The organism is Pedobacter sp. MC2016-15, assembly GCF_026239695.1.
Lineage (GTDB): Bacteria > Bacteroidota > Bacteroidia > Sphingobacteriales > Sphingobacteriaceae > Pedobacter.
In genome coordinates, this window is record NZ_JAPIVS010000001.1 from 525,574 (window position 1) to 542,126 (window position 16,553).

Annotated in this window: 16 protein-coding genes; 6 read left to right on the forward strand and 10 right to left on the reverse strand. The window is 44.4% G+C overall.

Annotation, left to right across the window (positions count from 1 at the left end):
• Positions 1–3: 3 nt before the first annotated feature.
• From OQY15_RS02405 to OQY15_RS02425, 5 genes are all read right to left on the reverse strand, one after another.
• Positions 4–966: a hypothetical protein gene (locus tag OQY15_RS02405; RefSeq protein WP_265787250.1), complete on the reverse strand. Its 963-nt coding sequence runs from the start codon at positions 964–966 to the stop codon at positions 4–6.
• Between the two features lie 10 nt (positions 967–976).
• Positions 977–2,356, reverse strand: coding sequence for a serine/threonine-protein kinase (locus tag OQY15_RS02410; RefSeq protein ID WP_265787252.1), 1,380 nt, complete (start codon positions 2,354–2,356; stop codon positions 977–979).
• A 117-nt stretch (positions 2,357–2,473) separates the two neighbouring features.
• Positions 2,474–5,071, reverse strand: a complete 2,598-nt coding sequence (locus OQY15_RS02415) for a TonB-dependent receptor (protein ID WP_265787254.1) — start codon at positions 5,069–5,071, stop codon at positions 2,474–2,476.
• A gap of 100 nt (positions 5,072–5,171) precedes the next feature.
• Positions 5,172–5,519: a winged helix-turn-helix domain-containing protein gene (locus OQY15_RS02420; RefSeq protein ID WP_265787256.1), complete on the reverse strand. Its 348-nt coding sequence runs from the start codon at positions 5,517–5,519 to the stop codon at positions 5,172–5,174.
• A 36-nt stretch (positions 5,520–5,555) separates the two neighbouring features.
• Positions 5,556–6,701 carry a PepSY-associated TM helix domain-containing protein gene (locus tag OQY15_RS02425; RefSeq protein WP_265787258.1) on the reverse strand — a complete coding sequence of 382 codons (1,146 nt, stop codon included), beginning with the start codon at positions 6,699–6,701 and terminating at the stop codon, positions 5,556–5,558.
• Positions 6,702–6,813: 112 nt separating this feature from the next.
• Here OQY15_RS02425 and efp point away from each other — a divergent pair, with 112 nt between their 5' ends.
• Complete coding sequence (efp, locus tag OQY15_RS02430; RefSeq protein ID WP_265787260.1) at positions 6,814–7,374, forward strand: elongation factor P; 561 nt, start codon at positions 6,814–6,816, stop codon at positions 7,372–7,374.
• A 47-nt stretch (positions 7,375–7,421) separates the two neighbouring features.
• Here efp and OQY15_RS02435 read toward each other — a convergent pair whose 3' ends face one another.
• The 3 genes from OQY15_RS02435 to OQY15_RS02445 are packed head-to-tail and all read right to left on the reverse strand — an operon-like array spanning position 7,422 to position 9,551.
• Positions 7,422–7,931 (reverse strand): peptide-methionine (S)-S-oxide reductase, encoded by a 510-nt coding sequence (locus OQY15_RS02435; protein ID WP_265787262.1) that lies wholly within the window; start codon positions 7,929–7,931, stop codon positions 7,422–7,424.
• Between the two features lie 13 nt (positions 7,932–7,944).
• Positions 7,945–8,337 (reverse strand): acyl-CoA thioesterase, encoded by a 393-nt coding sequence (locus OQY15_RS02440; protein WP_265787264.1) that lies wholly within the window; start codon positions 8,335–8,337, stop codon positions 7,945–7,947.
• 23 nt (positions 8,338–8,360) lie between these two features.
• Positions 8,361–9,551 carry a multidrug effflux MFS transporter gene (locus tag OQY15_RS02445; RefSeq protein ID WP_265787266.1) on the reverse strand — a complete coding sequence of 397 codons (1,191 nt, stop codon included), beginning with the start codon at positions 9,549–9,551 and terminating at the stop codon, positions 8,361–8,363.
• 456 nt (positions 9,552–10,007) lie between these two features.
• Here OQY15_RS02445 and OQY15_RS02450 point away from each other — a divergent pair, with 456 nt between their 5' ends.
• The 4 genes from OQY15_RS02450 to OQY15_RS02465 all read left to right on the forward strand — a co-directional run bounded on the left by OQY15_RS02450 (position 10,008) and on the right by OQY15_RS02465 (position 13,113).
• Entirely contained in the window at positions 10,008–10,649 is a 642-nt protein-coding gene (locus OQY15_RS02450) for a DUF6266 family protein (protein WP_265787268.1), read from the forward strand.
• Positions 10,650–10,653: 4 nt separating this feature from the next.
• Entirely contained in the window at positions 10,654–11,310 is a 657-nt protein-coding gene (locus OQY15_RS02455) for a DUF6266 family protein (RefSeq protein WP_265787270.1), read from the forward strand.
• A 71-nt stretch (positions 11,311–11,381) separates the two neighbouring features.
• The gene (locus tag OQY15_RS02460; protein ID WP_265787272.1) at positions 11,382–11,948 is read left to right on the forward strand and encodes a Crp/Fnr family transcriptional regulator; all 567 of its coding nucleotides are present in this window, start codon (positions 11,382–11,384) and stop codon (positions 11,946–11,948) included.
• A gap of 97 nt (positions 11,949–12,045) precedes the next feature.
• Positions 12,046–13,113 (forward strand): SDR family oxidoreductase, encoded by a 1,068-nt coding sequence (locus OQY15_RS02465; protein ID WP_265787274.1) that lies wholly within the window; start codon positions 12,046–12,048, stop codon positions 13,111–13,113.
• A gap of 40 nt (positions 13,114–13,153) precedes the next feature.
• Here the strand turns inward: OQY15_RS02465 and OQY15_RS02470 are convergent, their stop codons facing one another.
• A complete protein-coding gene (locus OQY15_RS02470; protein ID WP_265787276.1) occupies positions 13,154–14,578 on the reverse strand; it encodes a TonB-dependent receptor in 1,425 nt (474 codons plus the stop codon).
• 161 nt (positions 14,579–14,739) lie between these two features.
• Here OQY15_RS02470 and OQY15_RS02475 point away from each other — a divergent pair, with 161 nt between their 5' ends.
• Positions 14,740–15,642: an alpha/beta hydrolase-fold protein gene (locus tag OQY15_RS02475; protein ID WP_265787279.1), complete on the forward strand. Its 903-nt coding sequence runs from the start codon at positions 14,740–14,742 to the stop codon at positions 15,640–15,642.
• On the opposite strand, the gene cobA is transcribed toward OQY15_RS02475, so the two are convergent.
• Positions 15,635–16,399, reverse strand: a complete 765-nt coding sequence (gene cobA / locus OQY15_RS02480; RefSeq protein WP_265787281.1) for a uroporphyrinogen-III C-methyltransferase — start codon at positions 16,397–16,399, stop codon at positions 15,635–15,637. The two genes, OQY15_RS02475 and cobA, sit on opposite strands and share 8 nt — an antisense overlap.
• Positions 16,400–16,553 lie beyond the last annotated feature (154 nt).

The following is a 16,553-nucleotide window of genomic DNA, read 5'->3' on the forward strand; positions in this document are numbered from 1 at the left end:
CGCTTAAGGTTTAAAAATATTTATGCCAATAATGCCGTTCAGCAGGATTCTCGAGTTAAAGGGCAGCTCTATCCATTCCGGTGCAGCTATCTCACTTCGAGGCACTTCCAATTCATTTACTATCGTTTTTTCGCCGAAAGATGCGAGATAAAACTTTGCGTCCGACTGATCATAAAGGATCTTGAGGTGCGGCGTATTCACCCAGTCAGAGGGGATCACGAAAATATGTGGCTCATTCCTGCTGTCATCCTTTCCGGAAACCACAATCTGTTCGTCTTTCATGAGAAATTCTACCTTTTTACCTCTGAAATTCTGGTCCGGAAGAATCGTTTCCAGCCGCGCATATCCTTTGTGTGCGGCCTTGCCTTTTGGAACTCCCCCCTGATCTGCTTCTGTCCCGGCTTGCAGATCAAAAGGCATTTCATAATATCCTTCACTGTAATACGTAAATCCGCTCAGAATTTCCTGATTCACATCCAGCGTCTCGGCTACCCCCGTCTGGCGCGGAATAAAAGTTACCCGCAGGTTTTCATTCTTCTGCGTGCTCCCCGGTAAAAGCTTCCCGATAAAGCCCTTGTCGCCCCGTTCATAATCAGGATGAGAAACCAGTCTGAACACCCATTTGGAGCTGGAGGGTTCTACAGTTTTTCCAGATTTCCGGTATTCATTGAGCAGCTCATAAAACTGCTTCACAGATTCATGCACGATAATGCCAAACAGTCCCTGTTTATGTGCCAGGAACTCTTTATAATCTTCCTCGTTAAAACAGATGATAAATTCGTGATAAAAAACAATGCGATTAGCAAAGGAAAGCTCAGCGACAGATTCCCTGAACTTCTCAATGATATACTTATAAACTTCGTCAGGGGTTAAAGCTTTAGCCACCTGTTTCTTCTGTGTTTTTTCTGAAGGAAGGAAAAAGTCCTGAAGACCAGATTTCTTCCAAAATGTCGGTTTTTCTGCCATGTGGTTCTGTCTAAAAATTTACCGTTGTATCCAGGTCCATCACTGTAGTGTCGGGTTGTGTTTGCGGAACAGGCTTTAGCTGGGGCACCTCCCTGTTTTCGCCTTCGTAATACCCCCTGTCAATCGTATCCGTACCGCTGGAATCCTTCTTCTTATCCCAGGCGTAACCTTTGCGACCAGCTTTTTCTGTAGTATCCGGTTTAACGATCTGATCGGCACGGGATCTTCTCAACGGTTCCTCCGGGGTTCTGAATACCAGAAAATAACTGAGAAAAGCAGTCATCAGCACCACGCTCATGACCAGCACAAAAAAAACAGGTTTGGAGATTACCACCACACCAGTATCAGGTTCTTTGGTTTTTCCCTCATTTTCCTGGTAATTCAGCAGCAGTGTCTGCAGCCTTTCATTTTCCATCTGCAGGAGAGAAGTATCAGCATAGCCGCCTGTACTCGTTCCGGATCCGGCACTGCCGCTTCCGGTTTCGGCAATGCTGCTCTGCACAATTGCTTCCTGTAGTTTCAGTCCGTCGGCATACCTGTTCTGGGGCAGCTTTTCGAGGCAACGACTGATCACGTTCAGCAGCCAACCCGGCACCTGCATCTCGTGCTGTCGTTTAGCCTCATTCCAGCTCTCCGGCTGATTGTGTTTGCGCAACTTCAGGATATCAGGTACGGCGAGTTCCAGATGTCCCACCAGCACTTCATTACGTGATTTTTGTCCGTTATCCGTTAATAGAAAAGGTACTTGCCCGGCCAGCAGTTCGTACAGGATCACCCCGTAGCTGTAGATATCCGTTTCAAACAACATCTGCCCTTCACTCTGTTCAGGCGCCATAAATTCTATCGCCCCGGCATGCCTGATGCTCGTCCTCCGCTGTTCATCGGACATCGCCGACAAGCCAAAATCCAGCAGTACATAATTGCCGGTATGGATATTAAATTTGACGTTGTTACTCTTGATATCACCATGTTTTACGCTTAGCTTATGGCAATGTGCCAGTGCATTTGCGAGGTGATCGGCCACTTTGATGACCTCTTTAATGGAGAAAATCTGGTCATGAGGCTCCTTCAGCAGCTCCTCCAGATCGGGCCCTTCAATGTATTCCATCTCAATAAATGGAAAGGAACCACTCTCGGTGATGCCGGAATTGAGGATCTTCACCACATTGGGATTGGGCTCCTCATTTACCTTCTTTAGTTTTTCCACCTCGTTCTGGAAACTCCTGAAGTTCTTATCCTCAGTGTTTTCCATATGAACTGGTGTAGGCAGCAGTTTCACTGCCGAGATGATCGGACCAAAACGCCTTCCCTTATATACAGAGCCCTGTCCTCCCGTGCGCAATGCACCCATGTTTTCCAGGCCTTCGGTAATTGTAAATACTTTACTCATTTAAGCTAATTCTACACTGTATGTCGGCAATCATCCTACAATTATAGTTCCAAGGATCGATAAATGCAGGATCGTACTAATTTATTAAATTAATAGCTATGCAGTGTAAAAGAATGCTTACATCGTATAAGTGAAAGTAGTATAATAAAAGCCTCCGATCGACGGTCCTCCCAGATAAGAGTAGTAATACTTGTTGAACACATTGGAGCCCCCTACTTTAATATTGAGCTTATGCCTGAAGAGGTCATAATTTACCTGTGCATCCGTATTGCCATAATGTTTCACCGTGCCGTTTACCAGGAAGGTCTGCGAATAGTAGCTGCTCTGGTATTTGTAGGATACGTTAAAACCCAGGCGTCCAAAAAGCCTATCCCCGCCAAAAGACACATTATAAATCCACTCAGGAGTATTGAAACCATCTTCCAGTCCGTCATTATTGGTCGTTCTGTCCAGCTTTGAATAAGTGACATTACCTCCAACAGTATACTTTTGCAGCATCCGGTATGAAAGCCCGAAGCTTCCGCCGTAGTTATAAACCGTGCTCTGTGAGTTTGTCCATACCCTGTATCTGCTTTGTGTAGCTCTGCTATTCAGTGCCAGGGGGATCGAATCCGGAGCCGTTGTATTGGGCACACTCATTTCCACCTGTGCGATAAAGTTCTCATACTTGTTGTAATAAAAATCTGCATCAAGTTTCAGGTTGCGGTCCAGGAACAACGATTTATAGCCGATCTCAAAAGAGTTGATATGTTCCGGTTTGATATAATCGTAATAGTTTTTCACCAAACGGGTTTTGTTATTTTCAATCGCAGCGCTGGTCGTCATGCCCGCATTAAAGTCCCTCGTCACAGCTGCCTGAAAAGCATCTATGGAATTTTTCAGGTAACTGTTTTCCAGCACCCCATTAGATAAGATTTTCAGTCCGCCGATCCGTTTCACACCACCGCTGTTCACATTTGAAAACGCTTCGAAGATGCTCGGGAACCTGTAGCCACTTTGGAAAGACACCCTTATATTATGCTCTTCCACAGGCGAATAAACTGCCGTGAAACGGGGATTAAATTTGGTACTGAAATAATCATTCTTGTCTGCCCTCAGGGTAGCCGTAAGTCGTAATTTATTTTCCAGGAACTCCCTGCCAACCTGAATAAATCCACCGGTTTTGCCATAAGAAAACGTTTTTCCGGTTTTTGCAGGATCAGGGTTGATAAAATAATTGCCGTCAGGCTGGATAAAATAACTGCGGTGGTCGAAACCTGCCTGCAGGTCCAACCCTGTGTTGCGCTTGAAGTTGGTTCCGATCAGCTTTGAGATATCTGCCTGACCTTCAACATGCAGCATCTGGTCTTTTACACGTAATGCAGATCCGATATCCCAGTTATTGATCTCTGACAGTTCTGCGAGTTTACTGTCGAATCCAGGCGTCCCCGGCTGCAACCTGCCCCTATCGGCCAACTGACGTGCGGCTGCCAAAGCATCCGGTACTGCACTGCCTGCCAGCCGCGACTGGTTAAAACCGTTGGTAAAGTCTGTATACCACTGGTTGTCGGATTTAAAGGCTTTATCCTGATTCTCCGCTGCTGAGCGCAGGTTATAAGATTTACCTGTATTTTCCGTAGTAATATAAGCGCTGGCGCGGAAGATATCATTCTTAAATGTCAGTGCATGTTGCTGCAGCAGGTAGTCCTGCAACCTGAAGCGATTGGATCGCTGATAGATATTATCAAGATCAGCAAAACGATAGGTATAACTCAGCAGCGCTTTCGGGCTCAGCTTATACGCCAGTGTAAAATCCGCTTTCACATTCTGCAGGTGGTAATCTGCTACTTCCTTTTCGTAATAGCCGGTTCGTGCAACCACATACTGCCTTCCCCCCAGTGCAACTGTTCTGCGGTTAGACGATTCATTGCCATAGCCACTTACAGGATCGTAGGCCGGACTTGCCGGGCCGCCGCCAATTCCGGCTGTAGCATTTGCATTCGGGTTCAGGTCTGTCCTGTCATCGGCGATCCAGTCGTAACCCCTTGTAAAAGTTCCGTTCACCTTAAATGCCAGTCGCTCGTTGATCTTGTGGGCAATCCTGACACTGGTTTCATTAAACAACTTCGCCGACGTCCCTCCCGGATCGTTCACATGGTTAAGCCCCACTTTCTGCTGTATACTTACCCCTTGGCTGGTAAAAGGATCTTTGGTCATGAAATTAGCCAGACCATTGATCGCGTTGAGTCCGTACAAAGCCGAGGCTGTTCCGGGAATGATTTCTACATGTTCGATATCCAGATCACTGGGGCCCATCGCATTCCCTATTGGCGCACCAATATGGGGTGCCTGGTTGTCGATGCCATCTACCATCTGCGTAAATCTGACATTGGTAGTATTGGCAAAACCGCGGGTATTCAGAATCCTGAACCCCAGACTCGGCGTGATCATTTGTACCCCTTTGATATTTTCCAGGGCATCAAAAAACGATGGTGCAGCCGACAATTTGAAGGCGGCAGTATCTGCACGTTCGATACTTACAGGCGAGCGTAAAATGCTTTCCTCCGTTCTGGAGGCGGTAATGACCACTTCCGAAAGCCGGTGCAGGGTATCCTGAACTTTTACAGTTTTTTTTACTGTGGTCTTGGTAGTATCGCTATGCTGCGCCAGCACCGATGCCGGGTCAAAAAAAATAAAAGCTAGCGGGAAGATAATCAGAAGTACTTGTTTTTTCATAGGATCTCGTTATACACAAAAGTGAATAACGAAGATCTGTATATTGTTTGAATTATCTGAGAAAATAAGATGCCCAATATCTACTGTATGTAATTTTTGATTAATTACTACTTTTCAGATTGATCGCCGGACTGTTCTTCAGCAAAAACTGCTGAAACTTTTTGTAAAACATTTTAAACTCAGCAATCACCTGCTCCCCCTGTTCCGTGATGACCGCATTGCCTCCGCCTTTTCCTCCACGCTGTGAAATCACTACAGGAGCCTCCAGACGGGTATTCATGTCATCGATCATCTGCCAGGCCTGACGGTAGGACATGCTCATCTGCAGGGCAGCCTGCCTGATGGATCCACATGCCTGGATACGTTCCAGCAATTCTATACGACCAGGGCCTATAACTTTTTTGCCATCTGCCTCAATCCACAGTTTTCCGTTTAATTTGATCTCCATAAGATAATTGATAAGTCTACGCGGGTGTACAAGATATTAAAAAGATAAGGTTTTCTCCAGGTTCCTCTTTATAATGGGCTTCTTTTTACCTTTCTTCTTTTTTCCAAGATAGAGAATGAGTCCGGTGACAGGTAAAGTAGCACAAATCAAACTCGATAAAAAAGCGATCATTTTTCCCAGCAGCCCTGCGATCTGCCCCGTATGAATATCATAGTTCATATTCTTCAGCTTCATACCGGCACTTTTATCCCGGTGAGGGAGAAAATTTAAAAGTTTGCCCGAATACTGGTCAAAGGCATATGTATCCTGAAAACTAAAATGTAAGGCCCTTGGGTATGCTGTCACAGATAATGGAGAAGTTTTGTCTGCACTATAGAACAGAAGTACATATCCTGCCTGTGGGGATTTGACTCTTACGGTCTCATAGACCTGATCAATTGCCAGCGGATGTTGCGCAGGAACTGCTGTAGTGTCTGAGTGATAAGTTTGCTGCTCTGCCGGGAAGCGCTGTCCCATATTGGCCATATTGTAAATCCCTTTGCTGAGCCATGGCAAGGTAAAGGACAAACCGGTGATGGCTACCACAATCGCTATTGCGGTAATATAGAAGCCCAGAACATTGTGGAGGTCGTAATTCACCCGTTTCCATTTTGCGCCCCATTTAATCGTGAAACTTCGTCTGCGGTCAGATTTACGCTTGGGCCACCAGAGGACCAGGCCAGTGATCATAATGACTACAAAAGTGAGCACAGACAGATAATTCACCACTTTTCCAATCTCTTTGGGCAGGAAAAGATAGAGATGAACATCCTTCACGGAGGCAAAAAAGGAATCTTTAAAGGCTTTTGATTTGATCAATTTACCCGTATATGGATTAAAATACAGGGCCATCACTTTTTTATTTACTGTCATCTTCAGCAACAGCGAGCGGTCGGGCCCCATGTAACTCAGCGAGGTAATCTTGCCTTCCGGGAATTCCCTCAGTGCCAAACGCCGAAATGCCGAGGGCAGAAGAAAGGGCTTCTGTTGTACTTCAACTTTACGATAGGGCAAAGTCTGATCCTGAATCTCATCCTGAAAACAATAGATGCAGCCACTGATGCTGATGATAAACACCATGAGTCCCGAAATAAATCCGAGCCAGCGGTGGATGAATAAAATAGCACTTTTCGTCGCAGTCATATGGAGATCTCGTGACAAGCAAATATATTATTTTTCCAATATCTTGGCTGCTTCATTTTATAATTGAAAAATCCCCCTATCTTTGGAGTCAAAATTTTACAATTATATTTATATGGCAAAGACATCCGAAGCTAAAGTAGGAAACATTTTACGTTACAACGGCGAACTGGTTACAGTTACAGAGCTGATACACCGTACGCCAGGTAAAGGTGGAGCCTTCTATCTGGGTAAATTTCGCAATATCAAAACAGGAAAAATTGTGGAGGCCCGTTTAGGAACTGATGAGCAGATTGAAATTTGCCGTGTAGAGACTAACGACTACCAGTACCTTTACGAAGAAGGTGATTATATCGTGGTAATGGACAATGTTTCTTTTGAGCAGTTCAGTGTACCTAAAGCATTATTTGGCCCATCTGCAAAATTCCTTAAAGAGGGAATGGATGTGATCATTTCCCTGGAAAGTGAAGAGCCGATCATGGCGCAGGCACCAAACTTCGTTGAACTTGAGATTACTTATGCTGAGCCAGCTGTAAAGGGAGATACTTCTTCAGGCGCTCAGAAATATGCAACCACAGAAAATGGTATTGAGATTAAAGTGCCTTTGTTTGTGAATGTTGGTGATAAGATTAAAGTTGATACGCGTACAGGCGATTACGTTGAGCGTGTAAAGTAATATACTTCTATTATAAAATAAGCCCGATGCGCTATATGCGATCGGGCTTATTTTTTTGATAAGTGCGACAGCTTATTCACATCCACCTCATCCTTAAATTTTTCCATCAGTGATCTGAGTTTAGGATTGACAATATTCTCACAAAACGGCTTTTCGGGGTTACCGTAATAATAGTTGAGGAAATCTTCCGAATTCAATCTGAAATCCTCATGAGGCAATACTTCTGTTATAATGGGATCAGAGAATTCTGACTGCAGCGAACGAATGATATTTTTTGAGAACTGACTTTGTTCATGACTAAAAGTATATACTGCTGAGCGATATTTTGAACGCATACTGTGATTCGATGTACAACTGTGTGTATACAGATGTATCTCGATGAGAGTGGCTAAAGAAATGATTAGAGGGTCGTATTCTACAATCACCGCTTCTGAAAATGCTTGATTCAGGCCATCTGAGGCGATCCAGCCCTGTTGTACGTTCAGTATGCCTTTCAATGACGAGAAAATCGCTTCAGTACACCAATGACAGCTTCCTCCAAAACCAATCTCTTCCATGAGCTATGATTGTTTATTGTAGTATCGTATCAAATATCTCACCCCTGCTCAGCTTGTTGTTCACTTTTGCAATGGCATCAACTTTAGCTTTCAGACAAAGCACATTATCCTCCAAACGGTATATATCCTGGAAGAAAATCATCTTCACGCCCTGACGTTCTGTTCTGATCTTCACCACAAATTCATCCCTGCTGACAAGCGGATTTTTAAAATCCATTTCAATTCTGGACACCATCAGAATAATTCCCTGTTGTGTTAATTCTGCGAAAGAAAATCCAGTTGACAACAAATATTCATGCCTGGCATGTTCCAGATAAGATTGATAAACTGCGTTATTCACTACTCCTTGCAAATCGAGTTCATAATCGCGGACCTTCAGCTGAATTTCAAAAATATAATCTTGCATATGGCGCAAATATCATCATTTATCTAATATGACACCGCTGCTTTTTTTCTGAAATGTAAACAGCAGAACGCCAGTACCGCACAAGCCAGCATCATCAGAAACATCGGATACGCAGTATCATTATGCAGCAAGGTGAGCAGCGAGGTAATCAAAAAGGCCGACAAATAACTCATCGATCCTATCAATGCGGATGCAGAACCACCATGCGAAGAAACAGCACCAATATACAACGCGGTAGAATTAGGCAGGATCAGGCCCAGCATAAACAGAAAAATCAGGATCATTGCCAGCAGTAACGGAAAGGGCGCTTTAAAATACACCACTCCAATAATGATCAGGCCCGAAACGATTTGCGAGAAAATAGCATATTTAGTGATTGTATGCGGTTCAAAATACCTGAGCAACCTTGCATTAAATATACCTGCACAGATAAAACCTACTGCTGAGCCTGAAAACACATAGCCAAACTGCTGCTTGCTTAAGGCATATAGCTGTGTGAACACAAATGGAGAACCAGTGACAAAAGAAAATGCAGCGCTGTTGCTTACAGATCTCACCAGGGCATAATTGATAAAGGCCGGATGTGAAATGCAATACCTGTACCCCTGCAGGATTGAAGGCACATTTAATCGCCTGTCTTCTTCTGCAAGTTTGCCTGCCGGAAGAATTGTTAAACACCCTGCCAGGCCTGCTCCCGAAATGATCGCCATGATCAGGAACAAGTACTTCCAGGTAGAGGCCTCTCCCAATACCCCTCCCGCCATCGGCGACAGAATTGGCGAGACACCCATGATAATCTGCAGCAGGGTAAAAGTATGTGCAGCATTTTTACCCTGATAAATATCATTTACCAATGCCCTGGAGATCACCTGACAGGCACTCCCAGCCAGCCCCTGCACAAAACGCAGACATAAAAATACGGTAAAAGATGGCGTAACCATACAGCAGATGCTGCAGATGATATATACTACTAAGCCAATTCTAAGAGGCATCTTTCGTCCCCAGACATCAGACAGGGGGCCAATGAATAACTGACCAAAGGCCATCCCAAAAAGGAAAAACGTTACCGTACTCTCTATACGTACAATTGGAACACGGAAATGCTGCGCCATCACTTCAAACGCCGGCAGGTACATGTCAATTGAAATGGAACCAATCGCCGTCAGGATCCCCAGTGTCAAGGTGATCAGCAAGACATATTGGTTATTTTTCATTAATTATTTAAATTTGCATTATATCCTGCAAACTACCTTTACATGCGCATAATTCCAAGTGCATTTAAAAATATAAAAGGGGCATTTGAACTACGTTCTCCCTATCCTCCATCTCCATTGGTTTTTCTCTGGTTCTATAGGTGTTCTACCCTTCCGTACCCCTAATGTACTCCTAAAGTACGCCAACTGTAGGGCAACCTTACTCCTGTGTAGGCCAGCTGTACCTTTGGGGTACGGTTGGGGTGTCATTGGGTAAAAGGACTGGAGAGCTAGGGACGATCCTCACTGCCCTACTCGCAGGAACAACGCCGTAGTACAGTAGTACATTTACAGATTTTACTTTAATCCGACTAAGGTATTCAGATAACTTATTATATTTATATTCAGGTGATTATAGCCGGAAGCTAAACGCTATATTCATAAAGGTTTATGTATTAATTTTTAATTTTTTTAATTATGGGAATTATTAAAAGTGGTCCGCTTCTCGGAATGTCAGGCACAGTGGACGGTCTTACCTACAGTCCACAGCCAAATGGCACAACGATAGTAAAACGTAAAAACAAAGCCAGCACCTTACCCTTAACTGAAGCCCAGGAATCAGTAAAGGCAGACACTACAATTTTCAATGATGCCATGAAGCCTTTGCTCGACGTCATTAATTTCGGTTATCAGTCTGAGGCAAAAAAGTACAAAATCAGTCCCTGGAATACCATGGTTAAGCTGGTTCGCAAAAATTCCATACAGGGAGAATACCCGAACCGCTATGTTGACTATTCCAGGATTTTAATGTTCAAGGGTGATTTGCCTTCTGCGAGAGAGATCTCGGTAAGCGTAGCAGAAACCGGGCTGGATTTCCAGTGGAACAACAACGTTCCTGAGCAAGGCCATTACAGCGACCATGTCATCATGCTGGCTTACTTTCCCTCACTCAGTGAAGCACGCTATATCTTTTCAGGCGCATTGAGAACTGCCGGCAAGGACCATCTTCCACTGCAAGGTATTTACAACGGGCATACGGCGCATGTGTATATCGCTTTTGGAACGGGTGATCACAAAGGAATTTCAGACAGTATCTATCTCGGACAATTTAACTGGTAAAAACATGGGAAAGAATAAAAGCAGATCCGTCCTGGGTGATTACTCCGGCAAGGTAGGAACTGTGGTGCTGTATAATTACCGCGGCACCCCTGTGATGAAGCCACTGCCTGCGCCCAGCCAGGAACCCGCAAGCGGGAAACAACTGGAACAAAGAGCGATCTTCAGTTTGGTCAAAACATTGTTGACATCCCTTAAAAAGGTCATACATACAGGCTTCCAGGTTCCCAGGAAATCCAGAAAGGCACCTTTTGATATGGCTATGTCCTATCATATGAAGAACTGTATCCTGCATTTAGCTGAAGGGCCATCTTTTCAGTTGGAGAAACTCAAGCTGAGCAATCCCGTAAAGAGATTACAGTCGGTCTGGAAACCAGTAGCATCGGTAGCGGAAAACAACACCTTAATCCTCAACTGGGAATTGAACCCCTACCCTCAAAAGGATGTCCAGCTGAGCGACAAGGTTTACATTGTGGTTTACGATGCAACGATAAACCGATTCAGTACATTTAGTTGCAGGAGAAGTGATTTAGGTTTTTCCTATTCCTTTATCAAAGAGTTTGCAGGTCACGAATTATACAGTTATCTGTTCCTTACTTCAGCCGACGCTAAGCTGGTCTCTGAAACGGAGTATCTTGGCAAAGTCAACTTAACACTGTCATGATAAAAATTGGAGCGTCCCGGTGAGGACTCTCCAATTTTATTCTATTTTTGCCTTGCATTTGAGGGGCATTTATGGAAGAATTCTTAAGGATACAGATTGAAAAAATTGTAAAGCTGACCGACGAAGAGTTCAGTTTCGCGCTCTCCCATTTCAAATTCAAAACCCTCAAAAAACACCAGTACCTTGTACAGGCCGGCGAGCCCGCACCAAATGATCACTTTGTAGCCCAGGGACTCCTCAGGTCATTTTATATCGACGATCAGGGCAAAACCCATATCATGCAGTTCGCGATGGAAGACTGGTGGATATCTGATCCGCAGGCCTACTTCAACAGAACCAATGCCATCCTGAATATCGACTGCCTGGAAGATACACAGGTCTTTACGATCAGTATAGACAACCGGGAGAAACTCTGTGCAGATCTGCAGAAGATGGAGTATTTTTTCATGAAAAAATCCAACTCCGGTTATATCGCCCTGCAGCGAAGAATTTTATCCCTGATGAGCCAGAAGGCCGAAGAGCGTTTCACGCAGTTTGTTACCCTCTATCCCAGTTTGTTACAACGGCTCCCCAAAGCACTTATTGCCTCCTATCTGGGCATCAGTCGCGAGACATTAAGCCGCATGCCCATCAGTTAGATGTGACCTACCGCACATGGATTTTGTGAGCTAGATCCTTTGCTGAGGATCTCAGTATTCCGAATATTGTATCATTATCAATTAATAAGATTTGAATATGAGCAACATAGCATTAGTAGTCGGAGCAAGCGGCATCACAGGAAGTAACCTGGCGGAAAAGCTGATCTCCAAAGGATGGACCACCTATGGACTGTCCAGAAACCCTAAAAATGACATCCCAAACTTACAACCGGTAGCCGCAGATCTTCTGGATCTGGAAAACCTGAAAACAGCATTGGCTGATATCGCTCCAACCCATGTGTTCCTCACCAGCTGGATGCGCAATGATACGGAAGCAGAGAATATCCGTGTAAACAGCCTTATGGTACGCAACGTACTGGAAGCATTATCGCCAAAAAAATCTGTACAGCATGTCGCGCTCGTAACAGGCCTCAAACATTACCTCGGTCCCTTTGAGGCATATGCCAAAGAAGGATTTCTGCCTGTAACTCCATTGCGGGAAGAGCAAGGGCGATTGGAAATAGAGAACTTTTATTATGCACAGGAAGATGAAGTATATGCCGCAGCTGAGCGCGATCAGTTTACCTGGAGCATCCACCGCCCGCATACCGTGATCGGAAAAGCTGTGGGCAATCTGATGAATATGGGCACAACGCTGGCCGTGTATGCCACGATCAGCAAAGAAACTGGCCGTCCCTTCCGCTGGCCGGGATCTGCATCCCAATGGAACGGAATTTCGGATATGACCGATGCAGGAATCCTGTCGGAGCATATGATCTGGGCTGCGACTACGGAAGCAGCAAAAAATGAAGCTTTCAATATTGTCAATGGCGATGTTTTCCGCTGGAGCTGGTTATGGGAACAGTTAGCCAATTACTTTGGTGTAGAGGCTATTGGTTATGAAGGATCAATCCAGTCGCTGGAAAAAGAAATGGCGAATGATGCAGCGGTATGGAAAGAAATTGCAGCGAAGTATGATTTAAAAGAATCTGATTTGAGCAAACTGGCATCGGCATGGCATACAGATCTTGATTTGAGTCGCCCGATTGAGGTGATGACAGATATGTCAAAAAGCCGAAAACTCGGCTTCACTGCCTTCCAGAAAACCAATGATGCATTTTTTGAGCTCTTTGAAAAGCTACGTGCAGATCGGTTAATCCCTTAAAAAAAACAGGGCAGGTTGTAAATGAACCTGCCCTTCTATATTATTCAGGAAATCCAAACAGCGATCGTTCCCTGATGATCGCCGCCACCTTTGCAGGCACATAATCTTCCCAGCCAGGTGCATTCTCTTTCACCAGTTCCAGTACATTGTCCGTTTGCACATGCAGATTGTTCACATTGTAATCTTTGATGTCTTCAATCTTATCATTCACAATCAGGTACTCAAACAAATCCAGCAAATGTGCCGGAGGAGAAAAACGCTGTGAGTTATAAACCACACCATCACCCAGTGTCGGATAGATAAACAGCTTTACCTTTCTGCTGAACAGCGTCGCAAATGCTTCCAAGATACCGCCCTGCAGGTACTGGTAGTGTTTTTCATTAAAGATAAATTCCAGGTTGGGATAGCCCAGCACCACCCCCATTTTTAAGGTAGTAATACTGGACAGGTAAGCTACCAGTTTATAATATTCATGGAAGTTGGAAATCATTACCGTTTGCCCAACCGAGCAAAGTATATCTACGCGGTCTAAAAAGTCTTTCTCATTAATTTCCGCACTATCATCTGCCCCGCGTTCTTTCAGCGCCTGCAGCGTAAGCTCTGTTAACACGATCACATTTTCGGCATCTACATCAGGCTCATCTTTGAAACGCTCCAGTCCCGTATTGATCATATCCATATGCACATTGATCAAAGGGCGGAAGCGTCCGCGGACAATCATAATGTGTTTCTTGTACAAAACTTCTGAAGGCTGTAAATTTTTACCATCGGGACCAAACACCGCTGCGTCCGACAAACCGTATTTCACCAGGTGCAGACTCATCAGCCTGTTGTCCACATGCGCAAAGCCAGGCCCTTCAAAGCGGATCATATCAATCTGGATACGGTCCCTGCTCAGGTCGTCCAGCAGGGAAAGCAAAAATACCGAAGGTGATTTTTGATAGTTGAAACAGGCATATACCAGGTTCACCCCTAAAGTACCTACGGCAGCATGCTGCAAACCAAGGTCATTGTCCAGCAGTTTCACGTGTAAAATCACATCGTGAAACTCACCATTGGGTTCCATCTGAAAACGGATGCCCATCCAGCCATGGCCCTTATTGGTTTTTTGATAATTTAATGCGGAAAAGGTATCAGAAAAGGCAAAGAAAGTAGATGTATCCCCTCTTTTGGAGGCCAGGCGTTCGATCACCAGGTCATACTCATGCCCCAGCATCGCGATCAAACGTTGTTCACTTACATAACGTTTTACCTGCTGGGCACCATAAATTGCATCGGAGAAAGCCATATCATAGGCAGACATCGTTTTCGCGATAGTGCCTGCTGCCGCACCTGCTTTAAAAAAGTTGGCTGCTACATCCTGCCCTGCACCAATTTCGGCAAATGATCCATAAATTTGGGGGTCAAGATTGATGGCCAGGGCTTTCTGCTTTGTTCCAATGTATTTATTGTGAATATTTTCCATGTGTGTATAAAGGTAACGGTACGGGCTCTTATCTATATCTGATCAACAAAAGTAATACTATTTAATCGAAAACCAGTTTATCCTTCTATTACAACGTTATGAGAAGGATTTTGTTGGCACAGGATTTTTAAACAAATTTCTTTCTTAGCTTTATCGTCCATATGAAAACACTTCAGTTCTTATGCTTACTCCTGATCCCGGTTTTTACAGCTAATGCACAAACTATTGAAAACAACGAGCTTGTCATTGGAAAAGTTGACAGCATACACTCAAAAATCTTAAACGCAAACAGAAAGATCTGGATCTACCTTCCCGCTTCTGCCCGCAAAACACCATATAAAAAACAACATTACCCGATCATCTACCTGCTTGATGCGGAAAGCCATTTCAGCTCCCTTACCGGAATGATCCAGCAGTTCAGCGAAGTTAACGGCAACAAGGTTTTTCCGGAGGCAATTGTTATTGGTATTCCCAATGTAAACAGGTCGCTGGATCTTACCCCCACCAACGCCCTGACCGGCCCTGACGGCAGAACCTACCCTTCATTTAAAAATTCAGGTGGTGGGGAAAAATTTCAGGCCTTTATAGAAAAGGAGCTCATGCCCCATATCGATTCGCTGTACGCTCCATCAAACCATAAAACCATCATCGGGCATTCATTTGGAGGTTTGACAGTGATGAACATCATGGTACATCATCCGAATTTATTCAATCGTTATGTAGCTATCGACCCAAGTATGTGGTGGGATAGCCGCAAATTGCTGAATGAAACAAAAGTCGCTTTAAAGGATAAAAAATTTGATGGGAAATATCTTTTTGTAGGTGTTGCCAATACCATGCCTCCGGGCATGACCACCACCCAGGCCGTAAAAGATACCTCAGGTACCACAGGGCATATCAGGGCCATCCTGTCGCTCAATGAGGCCCTGCAGAACAGAACAGCAAATGGCCTGAGCTACGATTACAAATTCTATCAGAATGACGACCACGGTTCAGTGCCGCTCATCGCAGAATATGATGCCCTGCATTGGCTATATAAAGGATATAAAAAGCAGCTTAACTGACCATTTTCACCTGATTATACTGATAAAACAGCTCCCTGGCTTTCACTACGTCACCGATGACGATAATCGCCGGGTTGCTCAGCCCTTCTTTCAATGCTGCCTTCTGCAGATCCTGCACCTCACAGATCACCTGTTTCTGATGCGGCAGGGAGACATGCTGGATGATTGCAGCCGGTACAGCGCCCATTCCGCTCTCCAGATAGGTTGCTGAAATTTCCGCCAGTTTCTTCATCCCCATATAAATGACCACTGTTGCAGAGCTATTCATCGCACATTTGAGGTCTTTTGATAAACTGCCATCTTTTTTTGTGCCGGTAATGATCCACAAACTTTCGCTGATCCCGCGGTGTGTCAAAGGGATATCCGCAAAACCCGATCCCTGCATACTGCTGATCCCCGGAATATATTTTGCCCTGATGCCCTGGCTCTCTGCAAAGAGTAACTCTTCGAAACCCCTGCCAAAAATAAAGGGATCACCACCTTTCAACCTCACCACCACCTTGTACTTCTGCGCATATTCAACAATCAGGTCGTTAATCTTTTCCTGCGGAGTGCAATTCCGATAAGGTTGTTTGCCTACATAGATCATCTCGCAGCTTTCCGGTGCAATTTCCAGCAGTTCCTTATTACAAAGGTTATCATAAAGTATAACTTCCGCCCGCTTCAGTATGTTATGCGCTTTCATAGTGATCAATTCCGGGTCGCCCGGCCCTGCCCCCACGATAAAAAGCCTGCAATCATCAATTAATTTCTCCATATCCTTTAATATTTGATGTAACAAAGTTTAAATATGGATAAATAATATTACAAAAGCCATTATTTTATGATAAATGTCATATTAAATATTGTTTTATTGATTTTTATACTACATTTGAATATCATAAATCATATTTTTAAGGTGTTTATCAAAT